The sequence below is a fragment of the Imbroritus primus genome (genome assembly GCF_964332355.1).
Classification (GTDB): domain Bacteria; phylum Pseudomonadota; class Gammaproteobacteria; order Burkholderiales; family Burkholderiaceae; genus Imbroritus; species Imbroritus primus.
In genome coordinates this window covers 1,048,099-1,072,933 of sequence record NZ_OZ201293.1, presented here as the reverse complement: position 1 = coordinate 1,072,933, position 24,835 = coordinate 1,048,099, and the positions used below count along the sequence as shown (strand labels likewise).

The 24,835-nt window shown below is 63.0% G+C and carries 25 protein-coding genes and 1 pseudogene; 13 read left to right on the top strand and 13 right to left on the bottom strand.

Features of this window, described 5'->3' with window-relative positions; genetic code table 11:
- Positions 1–117: 117 nt before the first annotated feature.
- On the bottom strand, positions 118–393 hold the full coding sequence (locus tag ACQ3C8_RS04940) for a hypothetical protein (RefSeq protein WP_428852669.1): 276 nt from the start codon (positions 391–393) through the stop codon (positions 118–120).
- A gap of 71 nt (positions 394–464) precedes the next feature.
- On the opposite strand from ACQ3C8_RS04940, the pseudogene cphA (ACQ3C8_RS04935) reads away from it, so the two are divergent.
- Positions 465–2,570 (top strand): annotated as a pseudogene (cphA, locus tag ACQ3C8_RS04935) (cyanophycin synthetase); the annotation flags it as partial.
- A 107-nt stretch (positions 2,571–2,677) separates the two neighbouring features.
- Positions 2,678–5,260, top strand: coding sequence for a cyanophycin synthetase (gene cphA / locus ACQ3C8_RS04930; RefSeq protein WP_428852668.1), 2,583 nt, complete (start codon positions 2,678–2,680; stop codon positions 5,258–5,260).
- Between the two features lie 231 nt (positions 5,261–5,491).
- On the opposite strand, the gene ilvD is transcribed toward cphA (ACQ3C8_RS04930), so the two are convergent.
- From ilvD to ACQ3C8_RS04915, 3 genes are all read right to left on the bottom strand, one after another.
- Positions 5,492–7,360, bottom strand: coding sequence for a dihydroxy-acid dehydratase (gene ilvD / locus ACQ3C8_RS04925; protein WP_009521370.1), 1,869 nt, complete (start codon positions 7,358–7,360; stop codon positions 5,492–5,494).
- A 245-nt stretch (positions 7,361–7,605) separates the two neighbouring features.
- Positions 7,606–7,803, bottom strand: coding sequence for a YgaP family membrane protein (locus ACQ3C8_RS04920; protein ID WP_009521371.1), 198 nt, complete (start codon positions 7,801–7,803; stop codon positions 7,606–7,608).
- A 52-nt stretch (positions 7,804–7,855) separates the two neighbouring features.
- Positions 7,856–8,107: an ArsR/SmtB family transcription factor gene (locus tag ACQ3C8_RS04915; RefSeq protein ID WP_009521372.1), complete on the bottom strand. Its 252-nt coding sequence runs from the start codon at positions 8,105–8,107 to the stop codon at positions 7,856–7,858.
- A 415-nt stretch (positions 8,108–8,522) separates the two neighbouring features.
- Here ACQ3C8_RS04915 and ACQ3C8_RS04910 point away from each other — a divergent pair, with 415 nt between their 5' ends.
- The gene (locus ACQ3C8_RS04910) at positions 8,523–8,804 is read left to right on the top strand and encodes a hypothetical protein (RefSeq protein ID WP_428852667.1); all 282 of its coding nucleotides are present in this window, start codon (positions 8,523–8,525) and stop codon (positions 8,802–8,804) included.
- A 216-nt stretch (positions 8,805–9,020) separates the two neighbouring features.
- Here ACQ3C8_RS04910 and ACQ3C8_RS04905 read toward each other — a convergent pair whose 3' ends face one another.
- The 5 genes from ACQ3C8_RS04905 to ACQ3C8_RS04885 form a co-directional block, all read right to left on the bottom strand.
- On the bottom strand, positions 9,021–9,473 hold the full coding sequence (locus tag ACQ3C8_RS04905) for a YgiW/YdeI family stress tolerance OB fold protein (protein ID WP_428852666.1): 453 nt from the start codon (positions 9,471–9,473) through the stop codon (positions 9,021–9,023).
- 115 nt (positions 9,474–9,588) lie between these two features.
- Positions 9,589–11,013 carry an ATP-binding protein gene (locus tag ACQ3C8_RS04900; protein ID WP_428852665.1) on the bottom strand — a complete coding sequence of 475 codons (1,425 nt, stop codon included), beginning with the start codon at positions 11,011–11,013 and terminating at the stop codon, positions 9,589–9,591.
- Position 11,014: 1 nt separating this feature from the next.
- On the bottom strand, positions 11,015–11,803 hold the full coding sequence (locus ACQ3C8_RS04895) for a response regulator (protein WP_428852664.1): 789 nt from the start codon (positions 11,801–11,803) through the stop codon (positions 11,015–11,017).
- A 107-nt stretch (positions 11,804–11,910) separates the two neighbouring features.
- Positions 11,911–12,405 carry a nuclear transport factor 2 family protein gene (locus ACQ3C8_RS04890; protein ID WP_428852663.1) on the bottom strand — a complete coding sequence of 165 codons (495 nt, stop codon included), beginning with the start codon at positions 12,403–12,405 and terminating at the stop codon, positions 11,911–11,913.
- 465 nt (positions 12,406–12,870) lie between these two features.
- Positions 12,871–13,278: a nuclear transport factor 2 family protein gene (locus ACQ3C8_RS04885; RefSeq protein WP_428852662.1), complete on the bottom strand. Its 408-nt coding sequence runs from the start codon at positions 13,276–13,278 to the stop codon at positions 12,871–12,873.
- Between the two features lie 167 nt (positions 13,279–13,445).
- On the opposite strand from ACQ3C8_RS04885, the gene ACQ3C8_RS04880 reads away from it, so the two are divergent.
- From ACQ3C8_RS04880 to ACQ3C8_RS04855, 6 genes are all read left to right on the top strand, one after another.
- Positions 13,446–13,664, top strand: a complete 219-nt coding sequence (locus tag ACQ3C8_RS04880) for a helix-turn-helix domain-containing protein (RefSeq protein ID WP_009521380.1) — start codon at positions 13,446–13,448, stop codon at positions 13,662–13,664.
- 245 nt (positions 13,665–13,909) lie between these two features.
- Positions 13,910–14,239 carry a type II toxin-antitoxin system PrlF family antitoxin gene (locus ACQ3C8_RS04875; protein WP_009521381.1) on the top strand — a complete coding sequence of 110 codons (330 nt, stop codon included), beginning with the start codon at positions 13,910–13,912 and terminating at the stop codon, positions 14,237–14,239.
- Positions 14,236–14,745, top strand: a complete 510-nt coding sequence (locus ACQ3C8_RS04870) for a type II toxin-antitoxin system YhaV family toxin (protein WP_428852661.1) — start codon at positions 14,236–14,238, stop codon at positions 14,743–14,745. Before ACQ3C8_RS04875 ends, ACQ3C8_RS04870 begins: the two co-directional genes overlap by 4 nt.
- Positions 14,746–14,842: 97 nt before the next feature.
- The gene (locus tag ACQ3C8_RS04865; protein WP_428852660.1) at positions 14,843–15,238 is read left to right on the top strand and encodes a VOC family protein; all 396 of its coding nucleotides are present in this window, start codon (positions 14,843–14,845) and stop codon (positions 15,236–15,238) included.
- Positions 15,239–15,331: 93 nt separating this feature from the next.
- Positions 15,332–17,122: an alkaline phosphatase family protein gene (locus tag ACQ3C8_RS04860; protein ID WP_428852659.1), complete on the top strand. Its 1,791-nt coding sequence runs from the start codon at positions 15,332–15,334 to the stop codon at positions 17,120–17,122.
- Between the two features lie 51 nt (positions 17,123–17,173).
- Positions 17,174–17,542 (top strand): DUF488 domain-containing protein, encoded by a 369-nt coding sequence (locus ACQ3C8_RS04855; RefSeq protein ID WP_428852658.1) that lies wholly within the window; start codon positions 17,174–17,176, stop codon positions 17,540–17,542.
- A 137-nt stretch (positions 17,543–17,679) separates the two neighbouring features.
- Here the strand turns inward: ACQ3C8_RS04855 and ycaC are convergent, their stop codons facing one another.
- Both ycaC and ACQ3C8_RS04845 read right to left on the bottom strand, forming a co-directional pair.
- Positions 17,680–18,306 (bottom strand): isochorismate family cysteine hydrolase YcaC, encoded by a 627-nt coding sequence (gene ycaC, locus ACQ3C8_RS04850; RefSeq protein WP_009521386.1) that lies wholly within the window; start codon positions 18,304–18,306, stop codon positions 17,680–17,682.
- 259 nt (positions 18,307–18,565) lie between these two features.
- Positions 18,566–19,456, bottom strand: coding sequence for a pirin family protein (locus ACQ3C8_RS04845; RefSeq protein ID WP_009521387.1), 891 nt, complete (start codon positions 19,454–19,456; stop codon positions 18,566–18,568).
- A 148-nt stretch (positions 19,457–19,604) separates the two neighbouring features.
- Here ACQ3C8_RS04845 and ACQ3C8_RS04840 point away from each other — a divergent pair, with 148 nt between their 5' ends.
- Positions 19,605–20,507, top strand: coding sequence for a LysR family transcriptional regulator (locus ACQ3C8_RS04840; RefSeq protein ID WP_009521388.1), 903 nt, complete (start codon positions 19,605–19,607; stop codon positions 20,505–20,507).
- A 6-nt stretch (positions 20,508–20,513) separates the two neighbouring features.
- On the opposite strand, the gene ACQ3C8_RS04835 is transcribed toward ACQ3C8_RS04840, so the two are convergent.
- A complete protein-coding gene (locus ACQ3C8_RS04835; RefSeq protein WP_138750462.1) occupies positions 20,514–20,795 on the bottom strand; it encodes a hypothetical protein in 282 nt (93 codons plus the stop codon).
- 132 nt (positions 20,796–20,927) lie between these two features.
- On the opposite strand from ACQ3C8_RS04835, the gene ACQ3C8_RS04830 reads away from it, so the two are divergent.
- Both ACQ3C8_RS04830 and ACQ3C8_RS04825 read left to right on the top strand, forming a co-directional pair.
- Positions 20,928–21,143, top strand: a complete 216-nt coding sequence (locus ACQ3C8_RS04830) for a SlyX family protein (protein WP_428852657.1) — start codon at positions 20,928–20,930, stop codon at positions 21,141–21,143.
- Between the two features lie 16 nt (positions 21,144–21,159).
- Positions 21,160–21,558: a DUF2784 domain-containing protein gene (locus ACQ3C8_RS04825; RefSeq protein ID WP_428852656.1), complete on the top strand. Its 399-nt coding sequence runs from the start codon at positions 21,160–21,162 to the stop codon at positions 21,556–21,558.
- Positions 21,559–21,588: 30 nt separating this feature from the next.
- Here the strand turns inward: ACQ3C8_RS04825 and ACQ3C8_RS04820 are convergent, their stop codons facing one another.
- Positions 21,589–23,013 (bottom strand): NAD-dependent succinate-semialdehyde dehydrogenase, encoded by a 1,425-nt coding sequence (locus tag ACQ3C8_RS04820; RefSeq protein WP_428852655.1) that lies wholly within the window; start codon positions 23,011–23,013, stop codon positions 21,589–21,591.
- 275 nt (positions 23,014–23,288) lie between these two features.
- Between ACQ3C8_RS04820 and ACQ3C8_RS04815 the strand changes: the two genes are divergently transcribed.
- The gene (locus ACQ3C8_RS04815; protein ID WP_009521392.1) at positions 23,289–24,824 is read left to right on the top strand and encodes an ABC transporter substrate-binding protein; all 1,536 of its coding nucleotides are present in this window, start codon (positions 23,289–23,291) and stop codon (positions 24,822–24,824) included.
- Positions 24,825–24,835: the final 11 nt, after the last annotated feature.

Below are 24,835 nucleotides of genomic sequence, written 5' to 3'. Positions count from 1 at the left end.
CCAGGTGCGGGTCAGGCGCGCATCGAAATGCCGAACAGCGCACATCCGGGAGCCGACATACCAGCGCCGGCCTGCCCGGCAAGGCGGCTGGGCGGTCGGCAAGTGGCGGGGAGAACGTCATGCGCGGTAAACGCCTGGAGGCCGTTTTTCGCCGACATGGTGCAAAACCGTTTCTTTTCGATACATTTGCGCGCCGCCATGTCCGCCAACACGTTCCACAATGGCTTCCATGTTCCGCCGGTAGCGGCTGGCGTCCTGCGCAAGCGGGATATTGCCATTCTTGCTTTCCGGCGAATGGCGGTCCCCGCCAGGTTGCGGCAAGTATAACCATTCGCCACCTTGTGCGCCGCCCGCCCCAAAAGATTTCTTTTTTTCGCGTATCACGTAAACCATTCGCGAACCTGAACGTTAATAGATCACCATTTGACGATTTATCCAGCCTCAGCCTTAGCGTGCCTGCCCAAATGACCAAAAAAGATATTGAAATCCTGGACATCCTGTCCCTGCGCGGACCGAATATCTGGACGTATCGCCCTGTCCTGGAAGCCTGGATCGATATCGGCGAGCTGGAGAATTTCCCGTCCAACCTCATTCCGGGCTTTCCCGAGCGCCTCGAGGCATGGCTGCCGACCCTGATCGAGCACCGTTGCAGCTACGGGGAACGCGGAGGTTTCCTGCGGCGCCTGAAGGAAGGTACCTGGCCAGGCCACATTCTGGAACATGTGACCCTTGAGCTACAAAATCTCGCCGGTCTGCCCGGTGGATTCGGCAAGGCCCGTGAGGCCTCCAAGGTGGGCGTCTACAAAGTGATCGTCCGCGCCTGGCATGAAGATGTGACACGCGCCGCCCTGATCGCCGCCCGCGACCTGGTCATGGCCGCCATCGAGGACCGTCCGTACGATGTCGCCGCCACGGTCGAGGAACTGCGCACCCTGACCGATGCGCGCTGCCTCGGCCCGAGCACGGCCTGCATCGTCGACGCCGCCGACGATCTCGACATTCCCTTTATCCGCCTGACCGAAGGCAATCTCGTCCAGCTTGGCTATGGCGCACGCCAGCGCCGCATCTGGACCGCCGAAACCGACCGCACCGGCGCGATCGCCGAAAGCGTGTCGCGCGACAAGGACCTGACCAAGAGCCTGCTGTCCGCCTGCGGCGTGCCCGTGCCCGAAGGCCGGCTGGTGGAAACGCTGGAAGACGCCTACGAAGCCGCCGAGGACATCGGCATGCCGGTGGTCGTCAAACCCACCGATGGCAACCATGGCCGCGGCGTGTTCACCAACATCACCAGCCGCGAGGAAATCGCCGCCGCCTGGGAAGTGGCCGTGGACGAAGGCAGCGGCGTACTGGTCGAACGGTTCATTCCGGGCCAGGAACACCGCCTGCTGGTAGTCGGTGGCAAGGTCGTGGCAGCGGCGCGCGGCGAGATCGCCAGCGTCACCGGCGACGGCGTGTCGACCATCAGCCAGCTGGTAGAAAGCCAGATCAATACCGATCCGCGCCGTGGCAGTACCGAGGACCACCCGCTCAATTTCATCCGCATCGACTCGTCCGCCCGCCTCGAACTGAAGCGCCAGGGCTACGATGCCAATTCCGTGCCGCCCGCCGGCAAGTCGGTGCTCATCCAGCGCAGCGGCAACATGTCGCATGACGTGACCGATCTCGTGCACCCGTCCGTGGCCGCCCATGCCGTGCTCGCCGCCCGTATCGTCGGCCTCGACATCGCCGGCATCGACCTGGTGGCGGAAGACATCTCGCAGCCGCTCGAAGGCCAGCGCGGCGCCATCGTCGAAGTCAACGCCGGCCCCGGCCTGCTGATGCACCTCAAGCCAGCCGAAGGCGAAGCCCGTCCGGTGGGCCGTGCCATCGTCGAGCACCTGTTCCCTGATACGGACGACGGCCGCATCCCCGTGGTCGGCATCACCGGCTCCACCGGTAAGACCGCCGTGGCACGCCGCATCGCCCACCTGCTGCACCTGAATGGCGCCAATGTGGGCCTGGCCTGCAGCGAAGGTCTGTTCGTCAATGACCGCCAGATCGAAAAAGGCGATTGCGCCAACTGGAAGTCGGCGCACCGCACGCTGCTCAACCGCGCCGTGGAAGCCGCCGTGTTCGAGAACGGCAACCGCGCCATCCTGTCCGAAGGCCTCGCCTACGACCGCTGCCAGGTGGCCGTGGTGACCGACCTCGACCCGGCCGAGACGCTGCCCGAATTCTCGATTCTCGAGCCGGACCAGATGTTCAATGTGTTCCGCACGCAGGTCGACGTCGTGCTGTCCTCCGGCTATGCCGTGCTGAATGCCGATGACGAGCAGGTGGCCGACATGGCCCGCCTGAGCGACGGCGAAGTGGTGTTCTTCAGCACCCGTGCCGACAGCCCGGTGGTGGCCGCGCACCTCGCCGCCAACGGCCGCGCCGTGTTCCCGCGCAACGGCAGCATCGTGCTGGCGCATGGCACGGCGGAAACCCTGCTGGAGCGCTACGACACCCAGCCGAGCATCAGCGTGCTGGCCTCGCTCGGCGCCGCCTGGGTGCTGGGCGTTGCGCCCCAGCTCATGGCTGCCGGCATCCGCGCAGAAAGTACCTTGCAGCCTGTTGCAGAACTCGCCTGAGAGACCGCACAATGCTAAAGCGAACCACGCCCCCCTGCCCTACCGTTTCTCTGGAAAACCTGTTCATGGAAGTCTCGCGCGTCCGCGTGCTGCGCGGCCCCAATCTGTGGAGCCGCCATACGGCAATCGAAGCCATCGTCCACTGCTCGGACAACGAACTGACGCTCGAGGCGCTGCCCGGCTTTGAAGAGCGCCTGCGCAGCCGCTTCCCGGACATCGGCATGCTGCAGCCGGCCGGCCACCTGCAGGCCACGTCGATTGCGCACGCCTTCGAGGCCGCCGCGCTGGCGCTGCAGGCCAAGGCTGGCTGCCCGGTGACCTTTGGCCGTACCGTGGCCACGCCGGAAGCCGACACCTTCCAGGTGGTCGTGGAATACACGGAAGAAGCCGTCGGCCGCCTCGCCTGCGAGCTGGCCGAACAACTGTGCCGCGCCGCGCTGAACGACACCCCGTTCGAGCTTGAGGACGCCCTGCACCGGCTGCGCGAGCTCGATGAAGACGTGCGCCTCGGACCGAGCACTGGCTCTATCGTCCAGGCCGGCATCGCCCGCGGCGTGCCGTATCGCCGCCTGACCGAAGGCAGTATGGTGCAGTTCGGCTGGGGCAGCCGCCAGAAACGCATCCAGGCCGCGGAAACCAGCGGCACCAGCGCCATCGCCGAATCGATCGCCCAGGACAAGGAACTCACCAAGACCCTGCTGCACGCCGCTGGCGTGCCGGTACCGGTCGGCCGGTCCGTGGAAGACGCGGAAGACGCTTGGGCAGCCGCCCAGGAAATCGGCGGCGCGGTCGTGGTCAAGCCGCGTGACGGCAACCAGGGCAAGGGCGTCGCGGTGAACATCACGACGCGGGAGCAGGTCATGGCGGCCTATGAAGTCGCTTCGCGCTTCCGCTCCGACGTGATTGTCGAACGCTATATTCCAGGCCACGATTTCCGTGCCCTGGTGGTCGGCAACAAGCTGATCGCCGCCGCTCGCCGCGATCCGCCGCAAGTGACCGGCGACGGCGTGCAGTCGATCCGCGAACTGGTCGCCAAGGTCAATCTGGACCCGCTGCGCGGCGACGGCCACGCCACCTCGCTCACCAAGATCCGCCTCGACGATATCGCCGTGGCCACGCTCGCCACGCAAGGCTACAACCCTGATTCCGTACCGCCGGCCGGCGTACTGGTCGTTCTGCGCAACAACGCCAACCTCAGCACCGGCGGCACCGCCACCGACGTCACCGACGACGTGCATCCCGAATGGGCGGCGCGTGTCGTGGCTGCCGCGCAGATGGTCGGCCTCGACATCTGCGGCGTCGATGTGGTCTGCAATAACGTCCACCAGTCGCTCGAGGAGCAAGGCGGAGGCATCGTCGAAGTCAATGCCGCGCCGGGCCTGCGCATGCACCTTGCGCCGTCGTACGGCAAGCCCCGCCAGGTCGGCGAAGCCATCATGGACCTGATGTTCCCGAACGGCGACGACGGCCGTATTCCTGTCGCCGCCGTGGCGGGCACCAACGGCAAGACCACTACCGTGCGCCTCATCGCTCATCTGCTCGGCATGAACGGCGATACGGTCGGCATGACCAACTCCGATGGCGTATACATCGGCAAGCAGCGCATCGACACCGGCGACTGCAGCGGCCCGCGCAGCGCGCGCAACGTATTGATGCATCCGATGGTCGACGCCGCCGTGTTCGAAACGGCACGCGGCGGCATCCTGCGCGAAGGCCTCGGCTTCGACCGCTGCCAGGTCGCCGTGGTGACCAACATCGGCATGGGCGACCATCTCGGCCTCAACTACATCAGCACGGTCGAAGACCTGGCCGTAGTGAAGCGTGTGATCGTCGAGAACGTAGCGCCGGACGGCACCGCCGTACTGAATGCCGCTGACCCCATCGTCGCGCGCATGGCGGCCAACTGCCCCGGTTCGGTGACCTACTTCGCCGCCGACCGTAACAACCCGATCCTCGCCACGCACCGTGCCAAGGGTCTGCGCGTGGTGTACACCGACGGCGATGCCATCGTGCTGGCCGAAGGCGAGACGGAAATCCGCCTGCCGTTCGCCGCCATCCCGCTCACGCACAACGGCACCATCAACTTCCAGGTGGAGAACGCCATGGCTGCCGCTGGCGCCGCCTGGGCGCTCGGCATCGACATGGCCACCCTGGCTGCCGGCATGGCCAGCTTCGTCAGCGATGCGGCCACAGCACCGGGCCGCTTCAACCTGTTCGAGTACCGCGGTGCGACGCTGATCGCCGACTACGGCCACAATCCGGATGCCATCCTGGCGCTCGTCAAGGCCGTCGAAGCCATGCCGGCCCAGCGCCGCAGCGTAGTCATCAGCGGCGCGGGCGACCGCCGCGATGTTGACATCCGCCAGCAGACGCAGATCCTCGGCCAGGTGTTCGACGATGTCATCCTGTACGAAGACCAGTGCCAGCGTGGCCGTGCCGACGGAGAAGTGCTCGCGCTGCTGCGCCAGGGCCTCGAAGGCGCCACGCGCGCCAGCCATGTCGAGGAAATCCGCGGCGAATTCCCGGCCATCGATGCGGCGCTGGCCCGTCTGCGGCCGGGCGACCTGTGCCTGATCCTGATTGACCAGGTGGAAGAAGCGCTGGAATACATCGCCAAGCAGGTCGCGAGCGCCAAGGTCGCCGCCTGACCCGCGACACCGCCCTCCACGTACCTCATACCTCAAACCGCCATCCTCCGGGATGGCGGTTTTGTTTTGGAGCATCCCCGGGTATGCCGGCTCCGCGCGAGGATACCGCCGGCCCTTCATGTCCTTGGCGGATACCTCAACCTTGCCCCGTAACACAGCGCACCACCAAGCCGAAAAAAAACCGCTCCGAAGAGCGGTTCTTGCAGCAGCAGGCCAGCAGCCTGCATTGCATCAGTCGTCCAGCAACGACAGGTCGCGCACCGCGCCCTTGTCGGCCGACATCACCAGCTTGGCATAGGCCTTGAGCGCAGCCGACACCTTGCGGGGACGCGGCTTGGCCGGCTTCCAACCCTTGGCGTTCTGCTCCTCCCGGCGTTTCGCCAGTTCCTCGTCGCTGACCAGCACGTTGATCGTTCGGTTGGGAATATCGATGCGGATCCGATCGCCGTTGCGCACCAGCCCAATCGCACCGCCCGCTGCCGCCTCGGGCGAGCAATGGCCGATGGACAGGCCCGAGGTACCGCCCGAGAAACGGCCATCGGTCAGCAGCGCACAGGCTTTGCCCAGTCCTTTCGACTTGATGTAGCTCGTCGGATAGAGCATCTCCTGCATGCCGGGGCCGCCCTTGGGACCTTCATAGCGCACCACGACCACGTCGCCAGCCTTGACCTTGTCGGCCAGGATGTTTTCCACGGCTTCGTCCTGCGACTCGACCACATGGGCCGGGCCCTCGAACACGAGGATGGAGTCGTCCACGCCCGCCGTCTTGACCACGCAGCCATCCAGCGCGATGTTGCCAGTCAGCACCGCCAGACCGCCTTCCTTGCTGAAGGCATGGTCATACGAACGAATACAGCCTTCGGCGCGGTCGGCATCGAGGCTCGGCCAGCGCGTGTTCTGGCTGAAGGCCACCTGCGACGGCACGCCGGCCGGCCCGGCCATGTAGAACGTCTTGACCGCTTCATCGCTGGTGCGGATGATGTCCCATTGCTCCAGCGCATCGCCCAGGGTCTTGGCATGCACGGTCGGCACATCCGTGTGCAGCTTGCCGGCGCGCTCCAGCTCGCCGAGAATGGCCATGATGCCGCCCGCGCGATGCACGTCTTCGATGTGGTACTTGTTGGTATTCGGCGCAACCTTGCACAGCTGCGGCACGGTGCGCGAGAGACGGTCGATATCCGCCATCGAGAAATCGATCTCCGCTTCCTGCGCGATGGCCAGCAGGTGCAGGATGGTGTTGGTGGAACCGCCCATGGCGATATCCAGCGTCATGGCGTTCTCGAAAGCCTTGAAGCCGACGGAACGCGGCAGTACCGACGCATCTTCCTGTTCGTAGTATTGGCGCGCAAGTTCGACGATACGGCTACCGGCGCGCTTGAACAGCTGCTCGCGGTCAGCATGCGTAGCCACCACCGTGCCATTGCCCGGCAGCGAGAGACCCAGTGCCTCGGTCAAGCAGTTCATCGAGTTGGCGGTGAACATGCCCGAGCACGAACCGCAGGTCGGGCAGGCAGAACGCTCCACCTCGGCCACTTCGGCATCGCTCACCTTGCTGTCGGCCGCCATGACCATGGCGTCGATCAGATCGAGCTTCTTGATCTGGATGGTCTGCTCGCCATTCGCACCCGGTACGGCGAGGCGCACCTTGCCCGCTTCCATCGGGCCGCCCGAGACGAAGATGACCGGAATGTTCAGCCGCATCGCAGCCATAAGCATGCCCGGGGTGATCTTGTCGCAGTTGGAGATGCACACCATGGCATCGGCGCAATGCGCGTTGACCATGTACTCCACGGAGTCCGCGATAATGTCGCGGCTCGGCAGCGAATACAGCATGCCGTCGTGGCCCATGGCGATGCCATCGTCCACCGCAATAGTGTTGAATTCCTTGGCGACGCCGCCGGCCGCCTCGATCTCGCGGGCCACGAGCTGGCCCAGATCCTTCAGGTGCACGTGGCCCGGTACGAACTGGGTAAACGAATTGACCACCGCGATGATGGGCTTGGAAAAATCTTCATCCTTCATGCCGGTGGCGCGCCACAGGGAACGCGCGCCCGCCATGTTGCGGCCGGCCGTGGAGGTTTTGGAACGATATGCGGGCATGTTGTTTATCGAAAAATTCGCTGACAGGAAAGCGGGCCGTGGGAACGGAAGACCCTCGCGCGCCCGTACGGACAACCTCTTGAGCTGCACTCTGGGCAAACCCGGCAATTATCCCACAGCCCCACGCAGGATGGTTTGCGCATGTGCATGACGCGCCGGGAGCGCGCCCGGGTGCCCCGGCAGGCACCCGGCAAAGGGCGATGGCAACGGCCCGCCAAGCGTGCGGCCACCCACCGGTGTTACGGTTACTTGTCGCGCGCCAGCGGGCAAGTGCTGAGCCCGAGTAGCGGATACAGCGGGCAGAAGCGGAACACGCCAGTCAGCAGCGGAATCACCCCCAGCCAGCCCCACCAGCCGACCGTCCCGGTTGCCGCCAGCGCAATCAACACCACACCCACAACGATGCGCAGTACACGGTCCACACCACCTACATTGGTCTTCATCGCACTCTCCCATTTCACATCACACACCACCGGCCCGGCAACCCGCCTGACCTCATGGACAGAAAATCGCCTTGAGCGTCGCGATCACCCGCGCCACGTCCGGGTTCTCGATGCGGTAGTACAGCATCTGCGCTTCACGCCGGTAGCTCACCAGCCCCTCCTCGCGCATCTTCGCCAGATGCTGCGACAGGGCCGACTGGCTCAATGGCACCTGCTCCAGCAGGCTACCGACAGCCATCTCGCCATGCTCGATCAGCAGGCACAGCACGAGTAGCCGATGCGGGTTACCAAGGGCACGCAGCATGCCGGCTGCCTCAGCCGCCTGCGCCTGCAGAAAAGTCGGATCGTTATTGCTCACTGCCGTCGTATATCAGTTTTTTCTAATTTAGCAAAATCTAATAAATAGAACAAGCGATGACCAATGAGGTCCATCAGGATTCGGTTTTGGTGCAATGGCCAAGCGGCCCCGTGCATGGATTGGCACATTGTGCTGTGCCGCAAACATCAGCTCCGCCTGGGCGGCACAAGACCCTGCCAGCAACGGGGGTGGCGCTTGACCTGCCGGAAAACCTCGATTTCATGCGGCTCTCCAGCGAGCCACATTGAAGATACGGGGTTTACCCTAGATCCTCTCGCCTGCAGCGAACTTTGGGCGTATCGTCATATCTGACAGATGTGTTTCGTCTTGTTAACCAACAGAGGGAGGTCGTCGAAGTCTTATGGCTCGTCAGCTGATTTCTGCCATGCGGCAGTACGCCAGTTTCAAGGGCGTCAAGCATTATGTCGTGCAAGGAGTTGAAGCACTCGGTGTGCTGCTGAAAGCCACCCCCGGCGCCGCAGCGCGCGCAATCTCTGCGATCGTCGCAGAAACCGAACATGGCGTGCAGGTATGGGTTTCGTACCTGGGCAAGCCGTTCGATCCTCACACCAACTACTTTCTGCAACCCAAGCCGATTCCTGTCCGGCAACGCCGGCGGGGGCCGCCGGAGCGGCTGCGCTAGGCAATCGCAACGGCAGCTGCAGCACCGGCAGAGCTATCCACCAACAGACAGGGTCATCATCGATGGCCCTTTTTCATTGGGGCTACCGATACGCTGCGTGCCTGTCCCATCTACCGTCGGTACCATACCGTCCTCAGCATGAAAAAAAGCGGCGCTCCCCCCTGAGAACACCGCTTTCATCCTGCATCGCCCGTGCTTGCATGGACATGCCACGCATCAAGGCAGGATACGCACCTCGTCGACATCGAACTCGACCGACCTGATGCCCTTGTCCAGCTCGCCCACCAGTTCGACGGTCATTTTGTCGTCGATCGACCGGCCTGCGGGGAAACGCTTGGCGTCGATCTCCACGCGGATACGGCCGGTGCCATCGTCGAAGGTGTAATGCTCGCCACCGTCATGCGACACAATGCGGCCGCGCAGGATGGCGTTCTGATCGTCCTTGCCATTGGCGAGCAACGCCTTGACGGTTGTGGGTTGTACCGTGGTCGGGCCGGTGTATCGGGCCGCAGCGGTCGTACCGGCCGTGCTGGGGCCGGTATAGTTCTGCGCCAGCGCCGCGCCGGCGCAGAATGCCCCGGCGAGCAGCGTGGCCATGACGAGGGTACGCGGCGAACGCAGCGAAGCGGGAAGGAAGGAACGGGACGGACGGATCTGGACCAGTTTCATGATGAACTCCTTGCGCCGATAACGGCGTTGACATTGAACACACCGTTATTGCACCACCCCAACATGAAGTGAATCTGAGCCGCGAGTCCCGTATCGCTGTCCTGCGCGATACTGCTCAGCCTGCGGTCTTGACTGGGATCGTCAACACCACGCCCAACCCAACCCCATCGAGCCCCTTGCCAAACGTCAGTGTCCCGCCATGCAGCTCGGCTACGCGCGCTGCAATCGACAGACCCAGACCGCTGCCTTGCGTCCCCGTGCCGAGTACCCGAAAAAAACGCTGCGTCAAGTGATCAAGGTCAGCCGATGCCACGCCCGGACCATCGTCGCGCACCGCGATCTCGATCGTCCCGCCGCGGTGGCTGGCAGACACCTCCACGCGCCCGCCCTCCCGGCCATACCGGATGGCGTTGTCGAGCAGATTGCGCAAGGCACTGAACAGCCAGTCGTAGTGCCCGGCCATCGTCACCACGTCGCAGGTAACCGAAACCATGATGCGCCGCCCCTTCACAGCCGCAGCACACATGCGCACGACCTCGTCGAGCAGTGCCTGCATGTCGATGCGATCCATCGCCACCGCGTCGGCGGACTGCGGATCGAGCCGCGCCAGCTGCAACAGGTTTTCCACCAGCGCGGTACTGCGGGCGACATCCTCGCGCAAGCGCTGCAGATCTGCCGCCAGCGCCGGTGCCATGGCAGATTCCATATCGGCCGCATAGCTGCGCTGCATCACCTGGATGCGCGATGCCAGCGCGGCCAGCGGCGTGCGCAATTCGTGCGCCGCATCAGCCGTGAAGCGGCGTTCGCCTTCCAGCGCCTGCGAGAGGCGCGCCAGCAAGCGATTCAGTGCCGTCACCACCGACTGCACTTCGCGCGCCTGACTATCGTCCCGTACCGGCGACAGGTCGCTGGGCGACTTCGCGGCAAGGCCTTGTGCCATGCGGTCGAGCGGCGCCAGCTGCCGCCGCACCAGCCACCAGTTGACCAGCCCGAGCACCGCCCACAATGCAGCCAAAGGCCAGGCCAGCGCGGCCAGCCCATCGCGCAGCAGGGCACTGCGGTCATCCCATTCCTGACCGATCTGCACCGAAAAACCCAGCGTCTTGTGCCGGCGCACGTAGACCCGCCACCATTCGCCATCCACTCGCGTGTCGTAGAATTTGTCGTCCTTGCTGCCGGGATCGACGAACGGCTGCTTCGGCGCATCCTCGCCGCGCCGCAGGACAACGCCTTCCCGCGACACGATCTGGTAGTCGAGACCCATCGTTGCGCCCTGCCTGCCGCGATCGGCATCGGGGCGCACGGGCCCGCCCGCCACGTCCTCACCGAGCGCCAGCACCAGCTTGGCGCCCTCTTCCAGCGTATCGTCGAATGTCTCGTTGGTTTCCTTCCAGGCAATGGCCAGCACGATGGCCGTGCTCACCAGGCCGGCGATCACGCTCGACCCGACCGTTGTCGCAATCAGCCGCCGCCGCAGCGAATAGCCATGCGGCGGTGCGGAAGGGAGGGAAGACCTGCGGGCAAACCAGCGCAATGCCATGTCAGCGCGCCCGGGAATGTACGGATGGGCCTGTCGACCCGCTTGCAGCCTCGCCACCAGCGTCGGCATCTGTATCGCCAGCAGCATTGTCCGCCGCGCTGGCGATCTTGCCGTCTGCAGGCGGGTTCATGGGTGAATCTCCCAGACGATATCCTTGCCGCCGGATGGTCTCGATCCAGCCGGCACCCAGCTTGCGCCGCAGGTTGTAGATATGCACTTCGATGGCGTTGCTCTCGACCTCGTCGCCCCACCCGTACAGCGCCTCTTCCAGCTGTGCGCGGGACACGATGTGGCCGGGCCGGCGGATCAGCGCATGCAGTACCGCGAACTCGCGCGCCGTCAGCGTCAGCGGTGCGCCATGCAGGGTCACCTGCTTACCTGCCTCGTCCAGCACCAGCCCGCCGTGCCGCAAGGCGGGCGAGGAGCGACCATCGTGCCGCCGGATGGCTGCACGGATGCGTGCCGACAACTCTTCGAGATCGAATGGTTTGACCAGGTAATCGTCTGCGCCCAGATCCAGCCCCTCGATCCGGTCGCGCACCGCATCGCGCGCCGTAATCATGATCACAGGAGTCGTCGCGTGACGCTCGCGCAGGCGGCGCAGCAGCGCATCGCCCGTCACACCCGGCAGGCCGCGGTCGATCAGCAGGCACTGGTAGTCATGCGTCGCCAATGCCGCCTCCGCGTGATCGCCGCGCGTCACGCGGTCCACGACATAGCCATCGAGCCTGAGCCACGACTCGATCGACTCGCCCAGGGAAAGGTCGTCTTCGACAAGCAGGATGCGCATGCAGCTGATTATACGGTCGGAGATGAAGCAAAGCTGAAGATGCCGGGCAAGCACCCACCATATCCACACCGCACGCACCATACACGGCCCTGTCGCCCGCACCTTGCTCACGTCTGTGATCCGCCAGGCGGCCGTGCCGCATCCACCGCAGCCTGCTCGCCGCCCTGCCCACCCGACGGCCGGTCCATATCGTGCAGCACCGTCGCATGCGAGGCCGCCAGCCGCCACGCGCCATCGTACATGCGCCATACCCGCGTATAGCGCACCTCCTCCGATATCACCCCGCCCTTGCCGGCGCCCTTGCTGGGATCCTTGACCAGCACCAGCCGACGCACCCGCGACACCACCACCGCCGTGTCGCCCCAGATCTCGACATGCCACTCCAGCAGGTCGAGTCCCACCAACTGCTCGACCAGCAAGGCAAAGTGCGACAGGATCGCCCGCTTGTCATACACGCAGCCGCTCGCATCGACCACGATAGCGCTGTCGTCCAGCAACGCGGCAAGCGTGCGCAGCGAGGAATTCAGCAAGGCGCGGCGGAAGCGGTCTTCGGCTACCAGCGGTGAAACGGGATGGTATGGGGTATCGGCGATATCGGTCATGGATGTTCCAGCAACCTGAAGCGTAAGCCTCGGCAACACACATGCTCCGCTAACGCACTAGAGCCAACGCTCAGAAATATTCGGTTTTGGAACAAATTTGAAAGTGCTGAATATCTAGCTATATCTTCATGAGCCAAATTTTTTCAAAATTCCGTCAACCGCACGCTGTGCCTTGATCTACAGCGATTTCATGTCTGTTCTTGCAGTCCAATTTCTCAGACATACCGCATCTGCTCTTTCGACGATGCAAGGATCTTTCAAATTTTCAAGCGCATGATCAATCTGCCGGTGAGCACGTTGAATACACGCCTGATGGCTTCCAACCAGGAATATTCGTGGAATGCCCCCAGGGCCAAGAAGGAGCAAAAAAAATGACTGAGCGTCGCGCCCACACAGGACCAGCGCCTCACGCGGCTGAAGGGATAGCTCACCTTGCCAAAGGAAACGAAACAGCCTATCGACCGCTTATTCGGAGGACGACGAATCGCCAGTGTGCACCAACGTCGCGTGTGACGCCGCCAGTCGCCATGCGCCGCTCACCATGCGCCATACACGTGTGTAGCGCACGACCTCCGACACGGCATGCCTTTTCCCGATTTCGCGCACGATCATCAATCGTCGCACGCGCGACACCACGACCGCCGTATCACCCCATGCCTGCACATGCCAATCCAGCAAGTCCAGACTTGCCAGTTGTTCTGCTAACAAAGCGAAATGCGACAGAATCGCGCGCTTGTCGTAAACGCAACCGCTAGCATCGACCACTATTGCGTCGTCGTCGACCAGCGCAGCCAATGTCTTGAGCGAGGAACTGAGCAGCGCTCGACGAAATCGGTCCTCTATAGCGAGCGGAGAAATCGGATGCGGATTCATCTGGGCTGACCGTAGCAATTAGCTCTGATAAGTCCAAGCGCTCCCACGCTGTACATAGACAAAGTCCTCGCTACCATTTCGCGGATATACTTTCTCACTTTTTCGCTCCCTTGCGCGCCAAAATAGTCTAAAATCGACTATTCCAAACCGGACTATAGCATGGGTTCATGATCTATGGTCAACGGTACGAAACGCTTAGAAAAGTGTTGCGCAAGACGCGTCTACAGAGCGGTCTGACGCAAGTACAACTTGCTGAAAAATTGGGCAAGGGGCAAAGCTATGTGTCGAAGATCGAGCGTGGGGAGCAGTATTTGGATGTAGTCGAATTTATCGAATGGTGCGAGGCTTGTAACGCAGCGCCTAAATCAGTAGTCGATAAAATTTGAGCGTCGACGAGAAACTTTGAGACAGGCAAGCACCTCGTCGATCATGCTCCCTGACACAACAAGGTCCGGCTGTTTTACCAGTATCCATATGGATAACGCCAGATTATTGGTCTGGAATCCTCGCCCTCAAACCGAGCGGAGAAAATGCGCCATATTCACCGCACGATATACGGCGAATAGCGAGCCTGGAAGAAACAATGCAATTGCATTACAATTACAATGCAATTGCATTCTAGGAGTTCGTCATGCCTGCCATTCTCGAAGCCGAATCGACACTGACCGACCGCTACCAGACCACAGTCCCCGAATCCGTACGCCGCGCCCTGCGGCTGGACAAGCGCGACAGGATTCACTACACGATCCGCCCCAGCGGCGAGGTCGTGTTGACGCGCGCAGAGTCTGCCGACGAAGCAGACCCCGTCCTTGGACAATTTCTGGGGTTTCTGGCCGACGACATCGCGCGCCATCCCGCGCGCCTGCAAGCCGTTGATCGCCGCTTCGTGCAGCGCCTTCAGTCGCTGACGCAAGGCGTCGATGTCGATCTGGATGCCCCGCTCTCGGCAGATGATGAATGAGCGGACGCACGGCTGCACCATTGCTCATTCACGGCTGGGCGGTGTTCGCGCACCCCTTGTTCATTGCTCAGCTAGAGGCATTGACTGCACAAGTCCAGGCGCTCAAGAAGAAAGATCCTTCTGGCTATGTGAAGAAAAATGCCGCGAAACGATTGGCGGCTATCACTCGACTGGCATTCGACCTCATCCCGCAGGACCCCGCTCGGCCCGAGTACCGTCAGGGCGGTACGCTGGGTGATCACCACAAGCATTGGTTTCGAGCCAAATTCTTTCAGCAATACCGTCTATTCTTTCGCTATCACGCCCCAAGCAAGGTGGTTGTGTTTGCTTGGGTCAATGATGAGGACACCAAACGCGCCTGCGAAAGCCAGGATGATGCGTATCGTGTGTTCCGCAGGATGTTGGAAAACGGGCATCCTCCCGATGACTGGAGCCAGTTGCTGGCAGAAGCACATGCTGAAGGACTTCGGCTGCAGCAGTTTGCCACCGGCCTCGACATGACCTGAGTATTTCGGAGCGGCCTTGCGTGCATGGTCCTCCGCAAAGAAAAAGCTCCTTGTCTGTCAGGTTCTGGGACGCATTCCTTTTCCAAGGAGCAACCTCATGTACATCCCTCCCGGCTTCAACACCGTCACCCCTTATTTCATCGTCCAGGACGCCGAACGGCTCATCGCTTTTCTGGTCAACGGACTCGGCGGCACGGAGACACTACGCTCCATGCGCCCCGATGGCGGCATCTCCAATGCTCAGATCCGGCTCGGCACATCGACGGTGATGGTGGGCGAGAGCAACAAGGAGTATCCGCCGATGGCGAGCACGTACTATTTCTACGTGGACGATGCCGATGCCGCGGTGGCACGCGCGCTGCAGCATGGCGGCGAGCTGGTGATGGAGGTCGGTGACAAGCCCTATGGCGACCGGCAAGGCGGTGTGCGCGATCCGAGCGGCAGTATCTGGTGGATTTCGCAGCGGATGGTGGAAGAGCCGTACACCGTGTGACGACGTACACGTCCGCAACACGCGGGCGGCGAAGTTCCATGGCGCGGCGGTGCGTGATAGGCTCGCAAAAAAATCACAACAGCAGGAGGACACATGGCGGAGCAGATGCTCATCGGCCCGGTACTGTCGTTTCGCGGCGTCGGCAACAATGATATGTGGCGCGTCACGGCGCTGATCGGCGTGCACGAGGATGCCCCGGTGCCCAGGCTGCTGGTAGAAGGACGCGACGCAGGCCGCCCGCGCGAGCTGCTGCTGTTCCGTAAGGAACGCTACCTGCGCTATGACCTTGCCTGCAAGATGCAGGCGCAGGAGCGCCGTGTGGAATATGGCATCGAAGGCGGACCGGTCTGGCATTTCACAGTGCCGGCAACCGGCACTGCGCCGCGGATCGCGTACGTATCATGCAATGGCTTCTCCGACCCCAGCGGCATGCGCAAGCTGGTCCGCCCGGCCAATACCGTGTGGCAGGACCTGCTGGAAAGTCACGACCGCCTGCTGCGCCCTGGGGATCGGCTGCTCGACAAGGAGCAGCTGTGGCACGAGGAGCGCATCCACGACAAGGGGCTGCAACGTTTTCATGTGCTGCTGATGGGGGGCGACCAGATCTACTTCGATTCGATCTGGGAAGATATTCCCACGCTCAAGCACTGGGTCAGCCTGTCGCGGCAGGAGCAGCTGGACTTCAAGGTCAATGCCGCCCTCGAACGCGAGATCGAGCAGTATTACTTCACGCTCTACCGCCAGCGCTGGCTGCCGGAGAAGCGCCGTCCGTGGGGCGCGCAGGCGCCAAACCTCGATGCGGCGGATGGCCTGGCGCGCGTTCCCACCGTGATGATGTGGGACGACCACGACATCTTCGATGGCTGGGGCTCCTACAGCTGCGCCATGCAGCGCTGCGAACTGTTCCGCGTGATGTTCCGCCATGCGCGCCGGGCGTTCTGGGTGTTCCAGATGCAGCACGCACTCGACGACCTCCCCGACCTGACCGATGCCACGCCGGCGGGTTTCCAGAGCAACGACCCGCTCTACGCGCCCATTGCCTGGAGCGCGGCGTTGAAGCGCGACGCACTTGCCCTGCCGATGCTCGACCAGCAGCCGGGGTTCAGTTCCGTATACCGTGTTGGCCCGCTGGCCATCGTGGCAGCAGATCTGCGCACCGAGCGCTCGCGCACCCAGGTCATGGGCTCGACTACCTGGTCCCGCCTCAAGGACTGGATGGCCGCCCTGCCCGCACCCGCAGGCAAACCTGCCGGCGGACGCACGCGCAAGACTGCGGAAGCCCGCTGCGAACACCTGCTGTTCATGTCGTCGGTACCGGTGGCGCACCCCAAGCTGTCGCTGGCGGAAGGCCTGCTCGACACCTTCGGGCAGGACCACGTCATTGACAGCAGTGCGGATGACCTGAAGGATCACTGGTCGCACGACGACCACGAAGGCGAGCGCAAGCGCCTGCTCGAAGTGCTTTCCGGCATCGCCCGCGACAAGCGGCTGCGTGTCTCGCTCGTCTCCGGCGACGTGCATGTGGCAGCCTGGGGCACCGCCGTGCGGCGCGACCTGCCACTGACGGAAACCTGGGCGCAGATCCACCAGTTCACCTCGTCCGCCATCGTGCATCCGTCCTTGATGGGCGTGGCCGAACGGCTGTTCCTGTCGCTGCTGAACAGCATGGCAGGCAAGGCGCAGCATATCGACGTACAGTACACCGTAGAGATGATGCTGTTCCCGGGACACAACAAGTACGTGATGCCGGCACGCAACTGGCTCGCGCTGGAGGCCGATGACGCTGGCCGCGAAGGCCGCAAGCTGTGGGCGACATGGCGCTGCGAGACGGAAAGCGGATTCTCCAATCACCTGCTGGCGGTGCCGGGCGTAGCGGCAGGCTGAATCGCACCCGCCGGCGGCTATCGTTCCGCCAACCAGCAAGGGAGGCTTGCCATGACCATCCGCCTGAAGCGCGCCTACGATCCGCCCGCCGCGAGCGACGGCTACCGCGTGCTGGTCGACCGCCTGTGGCCGCGCGGCCTGACAAAAGAGGAAGCGCATATCGACCTGTGGCTCAAGGACGTGGCGCCAAGTACCGAACTACGCAAGTGGTACAACCACGATCCGGCCCGCTGGACGGAGTTCGGCGAGCGTTATGCGGCGGAACTGCGCGAGCGCGAGGCTGCCGTGGACCAGCTCGCGGCCCTGGTGCGCGAGCGGACGGTCACGCTGGTGTATGCGGCGAAAGATACGGCGCACTGCCATCCACTTGTGCTGAAGACATTTCTGGAGCGTCGCAAGCGCGGAAAATCAGGCGACTGAATTGGCGCGACTGGTTGGGCACACCAGTTTGGCACAACTGACGGGCCGCAACGCAGGCCGGCTGGCCCAGGCATGACGGGTCACGATGTGCCGCCACCCGCCCGCCATAAGCCATGGCGGCGTCCGGCGTGCCGCGCTTACTTCCCCTGCGTCAGCGTGGCGTAGCTGGTCATGAGGTTGCGGTAGTCAGGAATGTGATTCGAGAACAGCGTGCCCAGCCCCTCAATATCGTTGCGCCAGTCACGATGTAGTTCGCAGGCGGCGCCGAACCAGGTCATCAGCTGCACACCGGCTTGCGTCATGCGCTCCCACGCTGCATGGCGCGTGATTTCGTTGAACGTACCCGAGGCATCGGTGATGACGAATACGTCGAACCCTTCCTCGATGGCGGATAGTGCGGGAAACGCAACGCATACCTCGGTCACCACGCCGGCGATGATCAGCTGACGCTTGCCGGTCGCCTTGACGGCGGCCACAAACTCCTCGTTGTCCCAGGCATTGATATTGCCGGGGCGCGCAATGTAGGGCGCATCGGGAAACTGCGCCTTCAGTTCCGGCACGAGCGGGCCATTGGGGCCTTGTTCGAAACTGGTGGTCAGGATAGTCGGCAGCTTGAAATACGTGGCCATGTCAGCCAGTGCAAGCACGTTGTTCTTGAATTTGTCCGGATCGATGTCACGCACGAGAGACAGCAGGCCGGCCTGGTGATCCACCAGCAGTACGGCAGCATTGTCCTTGTCGAGTCGAACGTAAGGCTTGGTCATGGTCTACTCCTTGGGTGAGAATCCGTCGCAGGGACGGGGTGCAACGCAAGCCACCGGATAGGTAGCGCAGCGGCGCGGTGTGACCATCCATCAGGAATGGCCGGAAACAGGCAAGCGGGGCGAGCCAGGCGGGCTGCGCTCCGCATTGCCATACATGAGGTCGGATGTTGTGGGCGGGGTGGCGACAGCCGGGTGCAGTCTCCCGGAGACCCATCGGGATCGCATGATCCCGATGGGTCGATGGCTGCTGGCGGGCGTGTCAGGAAGCGCCAGTCGCAACGGTCTCCCGTGGCATTTCGCCAAAGCGGCCGGCGTGGAAGTCGTCGATGGCCTGGCGGATCTCGGCCTGGGTGTTCATGACGAACGGCCCGTGCCCCACCACCGTTTCCTCGATCGGTTCACCCGACAGCCACAGCAGCGTGGCATCGTTGTTGGCCTCGATTTCCACTTCGGTCCCCGCGCGCGCGAAATGCACCAGTTGCCCCTCGCGGACCACTTCGCTGCCATTCAGCATGACCGTACCGCGCAACACCACCAGTGCAAGCGTATGGCCATCCGTGGCGGTAAAGCGGCTGGTACTGCCCTGGGTCAGCCGCACATCCCACACGTTCATGGGCGTGTGCGTGCGCGCCGGACCGCGACGGCCATCGAACTCGCCGGCAATCACCCGGACGCGTCCCGCGCCATCCGGCAGGTCCACCGACGGGATATCGGCATTCAGCAGCGTCTGGTAGCCCGGCGCGTCCATCTTGTGGCGCGCCGGCAGGTTCACCCACAGTTGCACCATCTCGATGGTGCCACCCTGCTCCGTAAAGGCCGGCGAATGGAACTCCTCGTGCAGGATGCCGCCCGCTGCCGTCATCCACTGGACATCGCCGGGGCCGATCTGCCCGCCCGCCCCCGTCGAATCGCGGTGTGCCAGCTCGCCCTGGTAGACGATGGTCACGGTCTCGAAACCACGGTGCGGATGCTCGCCCACGCCACGCGGCTTCTTGGCCGGCGGAAACACGGTCGGCGCCGCATGATCGAGCAGCAGGAATGGACTGAGGTGACGGCCGAGCCCGTTGTAGTCGAACAGCGAGCGCACCGGAAAGCCGTTGCCCACCCAGTGCGGCCGGGGGGCGCTGTACACGCCGCGAATGGTCTTCATATCGTTCTCCTGTGCCTGGCGGGAAGGTGTGTCCCGCATCCATGTGAACATGATAGTTTTGCGACGATACTTCCGGTAGATGGGATTTTTTGACATCATTGTCCCATCTGGAGAACGATAAACACCGGATGACGCCATCGGAGCCGCCATGCAAGACCTCAACGATCTGTACTACTTCGTGCAGGTGGTCGACCACCAGGGCTTTGCCCCTGCCGGACGGGCGCTGGGCATTCCCAAGTCCAAGCTGAGCCGCCGCATTGCACTGCTAGAAGAGCGGCTCGGCGTACGCCTGATCCAGCGTTCGACGCGGCGCTTTGCGGTCACGCCGGTGGGCCAGACGTACTACGGCCACTGCAAGGCGATGCTGGTAGAAGCGGAGGCGGCGGATGAAGCCATTGCCCGCACCCGCTCGGAACCGCGCGGCGTGGTGCGCATGACCTGCCCGGTCGCGTTGCTGCAGATGGAGATTGCACCGATGATCGCGGCGTTCATGGCTGGTTGCCCCGGCGTGGAAATCCACCTCGAGGAAACCAACCGGCGGGTGGACGTGGTCGGCGAAGGCATCGACGTTGCCATTCGCGTCCGCCCACCACCGCTGGAAGACAGCGACCTGGTCATGCGCGTGCTGGCAGAGCGCAGCCAGTGCCTGGTCGCCTGCCCGGACCTGCTCAAGGATGGGGTGCCGCAGGTCCCTGCCGATCTGGCCCACCTGCCGAGCATTGCGCTCGGGCTCCCCCAGAACGACCATGCCTGGAACCTGTTCGGCCCCGACGGCGCGCAGGCCACGATCCGTCACCACCCGCGCCTCATCACGCGCGACATGCCAACCCTGCGCATCGCCGCGCTAGCCGGCGTAGGTGTAGTGCAATTGCCGTCGATGATCGTCCGCGAGCAGATCGCACGGGGAGAACTGATCCACGTCATCCCAGGCTGGGCGCCCCGCCGCGAGATCGTGCATGCGGTGTTTGCCACGCGGCGTGGACTGCTGCCAGCGGTGCGTGCCCTGGTGGATGATCTGGCGGCGCGGTTTGAGGCGTTGGGGGATGATTGAATGCTGCTATGCGCGCGACATAAAAGGCCTCTCGTGCCACCCCGCCAAGGTGGCGTCCAAAAGCATCATCGCGCGTTGCAGCAAGTAGGCGGCCTCAAGGAAACGGAACGCGAGGAAGTAGCACCATATTCCAAGCGCCGCCCCGATATACCAATAAAAAGAAAGGTTCTTGCCACCCAATGTCGTAGTGAAGGTAATGATCACACTTGCAATCAACGGCAGAATTCCCACTTTTTCCAGTGGACCGACGACAAGAGGCCGTCCGCCAGCGCAATCCTTCAGCCACAAGCGCCTCGCTCCATAGGGTTCATGTATGCATGATGCCTGCAGCGACTGACTAGCCTCCTCAGTAGTTGAGGCATATGATGCATATCAATCTCAATCGACAGGTCTTCTTCAAAACTCACCTACGCTCACACCATGCACGACTCGACCGACATTGATCAACGCTTGACTGATCTTGAGATAAAGGCTGCTTACACCGACGACCTACTCGATCAACTGAACCAGACGGTGTTCCGCCAGCAACAGCAGATCGAGCGGCTGGCGCGGGAGCTCGAGGCCTTGCGGAGCCAGATTCCGGAAGGCGGTGCGCCATTCCAGAGCCTGCGCGACGAACTGCCGCCGCACTACTGAGCCACGTGCAACCGATATGCCCAACGCCTTCCTGTACTGGCTGGCTGATGCTGTACTGCTGGTGCATGCCCTGTTCGTCGTCGCGGTCGTGGGCGGACTGCTACTGATCTGGATTGGCGCGTGGCGCAAGTGGCAGTGGGTGCATGCGTGGTGGCTGCGGGTGGCGCACCTCGCGGCCATCGTGTTCATCGCAGGCTCGGCGCTGATTGGCGTGGCATGTCCGCTGACGGTCCTGGAGGATGCGCTGCGTGGCCGTACACCTGGTGCGAATGGCTTCATTGAGCGCTGGGTTGGCGCGCTCCTCTACTACGATTGGCCGACATGGGTATTCACGGTGCTCTATGTCGGCTTCGCGGCGCTGGTGGCCGTGACATGGATCGCCATTCCGCCGCAGCGACGGACCGGTCCGCGCTAGGTCGCCTTACGCGCGGCGTGAGGCGACCACTCATACCTGCGTCACATACTTCGTCACCAGATACCCGTCGAACGTCTCTGCCCCACCCTCGCGGCCCATGCCGCTGTCGAGGATGCCGCCGAACGGGATTTCCGGATTGATCGCTCCGATATGGTTGATGTGCACCATGCCGGATTGCAAGGTATTGGCCAGTTGTGTCGCGCGCGCGGTGCTGCCGGTGAAGGCGTAGGCCGAAAGGCCATAGGCGAGGCTGTTGGCACGGGCGATGGCGTCGTCAAGGTCGGTAAAGCGCACCACCGGCGCAATCGGCCCGAAAGGCTCCTCGCGCATCAACATGGCATGATCAGGCAGTTCGGTGACGACCGTCGGCTCGAAGAAATAGCCGGTCGCCGCCGCCGAACCGCCGGTGACGATCTGGCCGCCGTGCTGGCGCGCGTCGTCGACAAACTGCTGCATGGCGGCGACACGGCGCGGGTTGGCGAGCGGTCCCATCTGCGTGGCCGGATCGAGGCCGGGGCCGACACGCACCTCGCGCATCTGCGTGAGAAAGGCTGCCATGAAACGGTCGTAGGCCTTCGCGTGGACATAGAAGCGACTGGGCGAGGTACAAACCTGTCCGGCGTTGCGTAGCTTGAAGCGCGCGAGCACGGTAGCGGCGTTGTCGATATCGGCATCGTCGCACACGATGGCGGGCGAATGCCCGCCCAGTTCCATCGTGACCGGCTTCATGTGCGCACCAGCCAGCGCGGCAAGCTGCTTGCCGACCGGTACCGAACCCGTGAACGAAACCTTGCGTACGATGGGCGATTCAATGAGGTAGCGTGACACCTCTGCCGGCTCGCCCCACACGACGTTGAGGCAGCCGGCCGGCAAGCCGGCATCGTGAAACAGCTCGGCCAGTGCGACCACGGCGCTGGGCGCTTCTTCTGGACCTTTCAGGATCAGCGTGCAGCCGGCGCCGAGCGCCGCAACCATCTTGCGGATAGCCTGGTTGAACGGGAAATTCCAGGGCGTGAAGGCGGCGCAGACGCCGACCGGTTCGCGCACCGTGAACTGGCGGATATGCGGGGCGCGAGCGGGAATCACCCGGCCGTAGATGCGCCGCCCTTCCTCGGCATGCCACTCGGCGTGATCGGCGCAGGCCACCACTTCTCCCTTGGCTTCGGCCAGCGGCTTGCCCTGGTCGAGCGTGATGCAGCGGGCGATGTCACTCGCGCGCTCACGCGCCAGTTCGGCCACACGCCGCAGGATAGCGGAGCGCTCATGTGCCGGGGTGTTGCGCCATGCTGCGAAGGCGCGCTGGGCAGCGGCCAGTGCGCGATCGAGATCGGCCGTGGTGGCAAGGGGCAGCGCACCAATCACCGTACCGGTTGCTGGATCCCGCACGGGCCGCGTCGTACGCTCGTCTGCCGGGATAAATGCGCCGTCGATATACAGGCTGAGTGAACGATACATCTTCTCTTCTCCAGATTTTTATTATCTTCCCACAACCCGCGCAACCGATACATTAGTTATGTACATATCATGCATTAATTATTTTCATACCGTTTGAGACATATTCAGGGTATTTATTACATGGCAATTTGAAGACGCCTTCGCTGCAGGCAGCATCAGGGATTCCACCATCTTCTTGCAGTGCTGGTTGGCGGCCATACTGGCGTCCCCAGAGCGGAAAAACATGGCCGCCTTGATTTGCATCGAATATCTATTATCAAAAGAGGAGGATCGCCATGCAGAGTATGCGCAAGCAAGCCGGAAAAATGGCACTGTGCCTGTTTCTGGCCGGCGGGGTATTAGCCACGGCCCACGCCAAACCCGCTGTCGACAAGGACACCATTGTCTTCGGCATCGGACGCGACATTGCCATGCTCGACGCGCAGGTGGACAACACCGGAAACTCGGATCGCTACGCATGGCAGCTCTTCGACAACCTCTATACCTTCGACAAGAAAGGCATGCTGAAGCCTCAGCTCGCCACCAGCGTAACGCCGTCGGCAGATGGCATGGAGTATCGCTTCACGCTGCGCAAAGATGTGAAGTTCCACAATGGCGAGCCGATGACCTCGGCAGATGTGAAGTACTCGTTCGAACGCATTCTCGATCCGGCGGTGAAGAGCACGCGCCGCCCCTACTTTGCGGACACCGTCGACAGCGTATCGGCCCCCGACAAGTACACGGTTGTGGTGCGCATGAAGAAACCGGATGCGGTGTTCATGAACAAGATCGCTGCGTTCGTGGCGATCGTACCCAAGGCTTACACCGAATCGCTGCCGAGCGTGGAAGCCTTCTCTCGCGCGCCGGTCGGAGCGGGCCCCTACAAGTTCGTGTCGCACAAGATCGGCCAGTCGGTAGAGCTGGAACGCTTTGACGAGTACTACGGCGACAAGCCGGGGATCAAGCGGCTGATTTTCAAGTTCGTGCCGGAAGCGTCCAACCGCGTGAACGCCCTGCTCAAGAATGAAGTCGACATGGCCGATGGCATCGCTCCGGTCGACGTGGCGCGCGTCAAGGCGACCCCGGGGCTGGACGTGGTGAGCGTCCCCATGGGTAGCCCGCTGAACGTGCGGCTCTACGCCAACGTACCGGGCACACCTCTCAATGACAAGCGGGTACGGCTGGCACTCAACCACGCGATCGACACTCAGGCGATCATCAAGAATGTCATGCATGGCATCGGCCAGCCGTTGACGTCTTACATCTCCGCCTACTATCCGATTGGCGTCGACCCGGCGCTCAAGCCCTTCAAGTACGATCCGGCACTCGCGCGCAAGCTGCTGGCCGACGCCGGCTATCCGAAAGGCTTCGAGACCGAGCTGCTGAGTCCTACGTCGTACCCGAAGGAAGTCACCGAAGCAGTGGCGGCGTACTGGTCGGCCATTGGCGTGCGCGCCAAGGTGCGGCTGCTCGACTATCCGGCGTGGAACCGCCTGAACAATACGCACAAGTCGGGGCCGATGACGGTGATGCAGTACTCGAATGCGATGTATGACCCGATCACCCCGATTGCGGGTACGGCCAGCAAGAACGGCACGTGGTCTGACTACTTCAATCCAGAGGTGGAAAAGCTGATCGAGGAAACCAACGGCACCAGCGATCCGGCCGCGCGCGACAAGCTGTTCCGCCAGATCGCCAAGCTGCTGCGCGACGATGGCCACGCAGTGCTGATTTCCGAACTGTTTTCGGTCTTCGCCAAGAGCAAGGACATCGTGTGGGAACCCCAGCGCGGCTACGCCTTCTACGACCTGCGTACAGTCAAATGGAAGTAATGGTTGCCGGC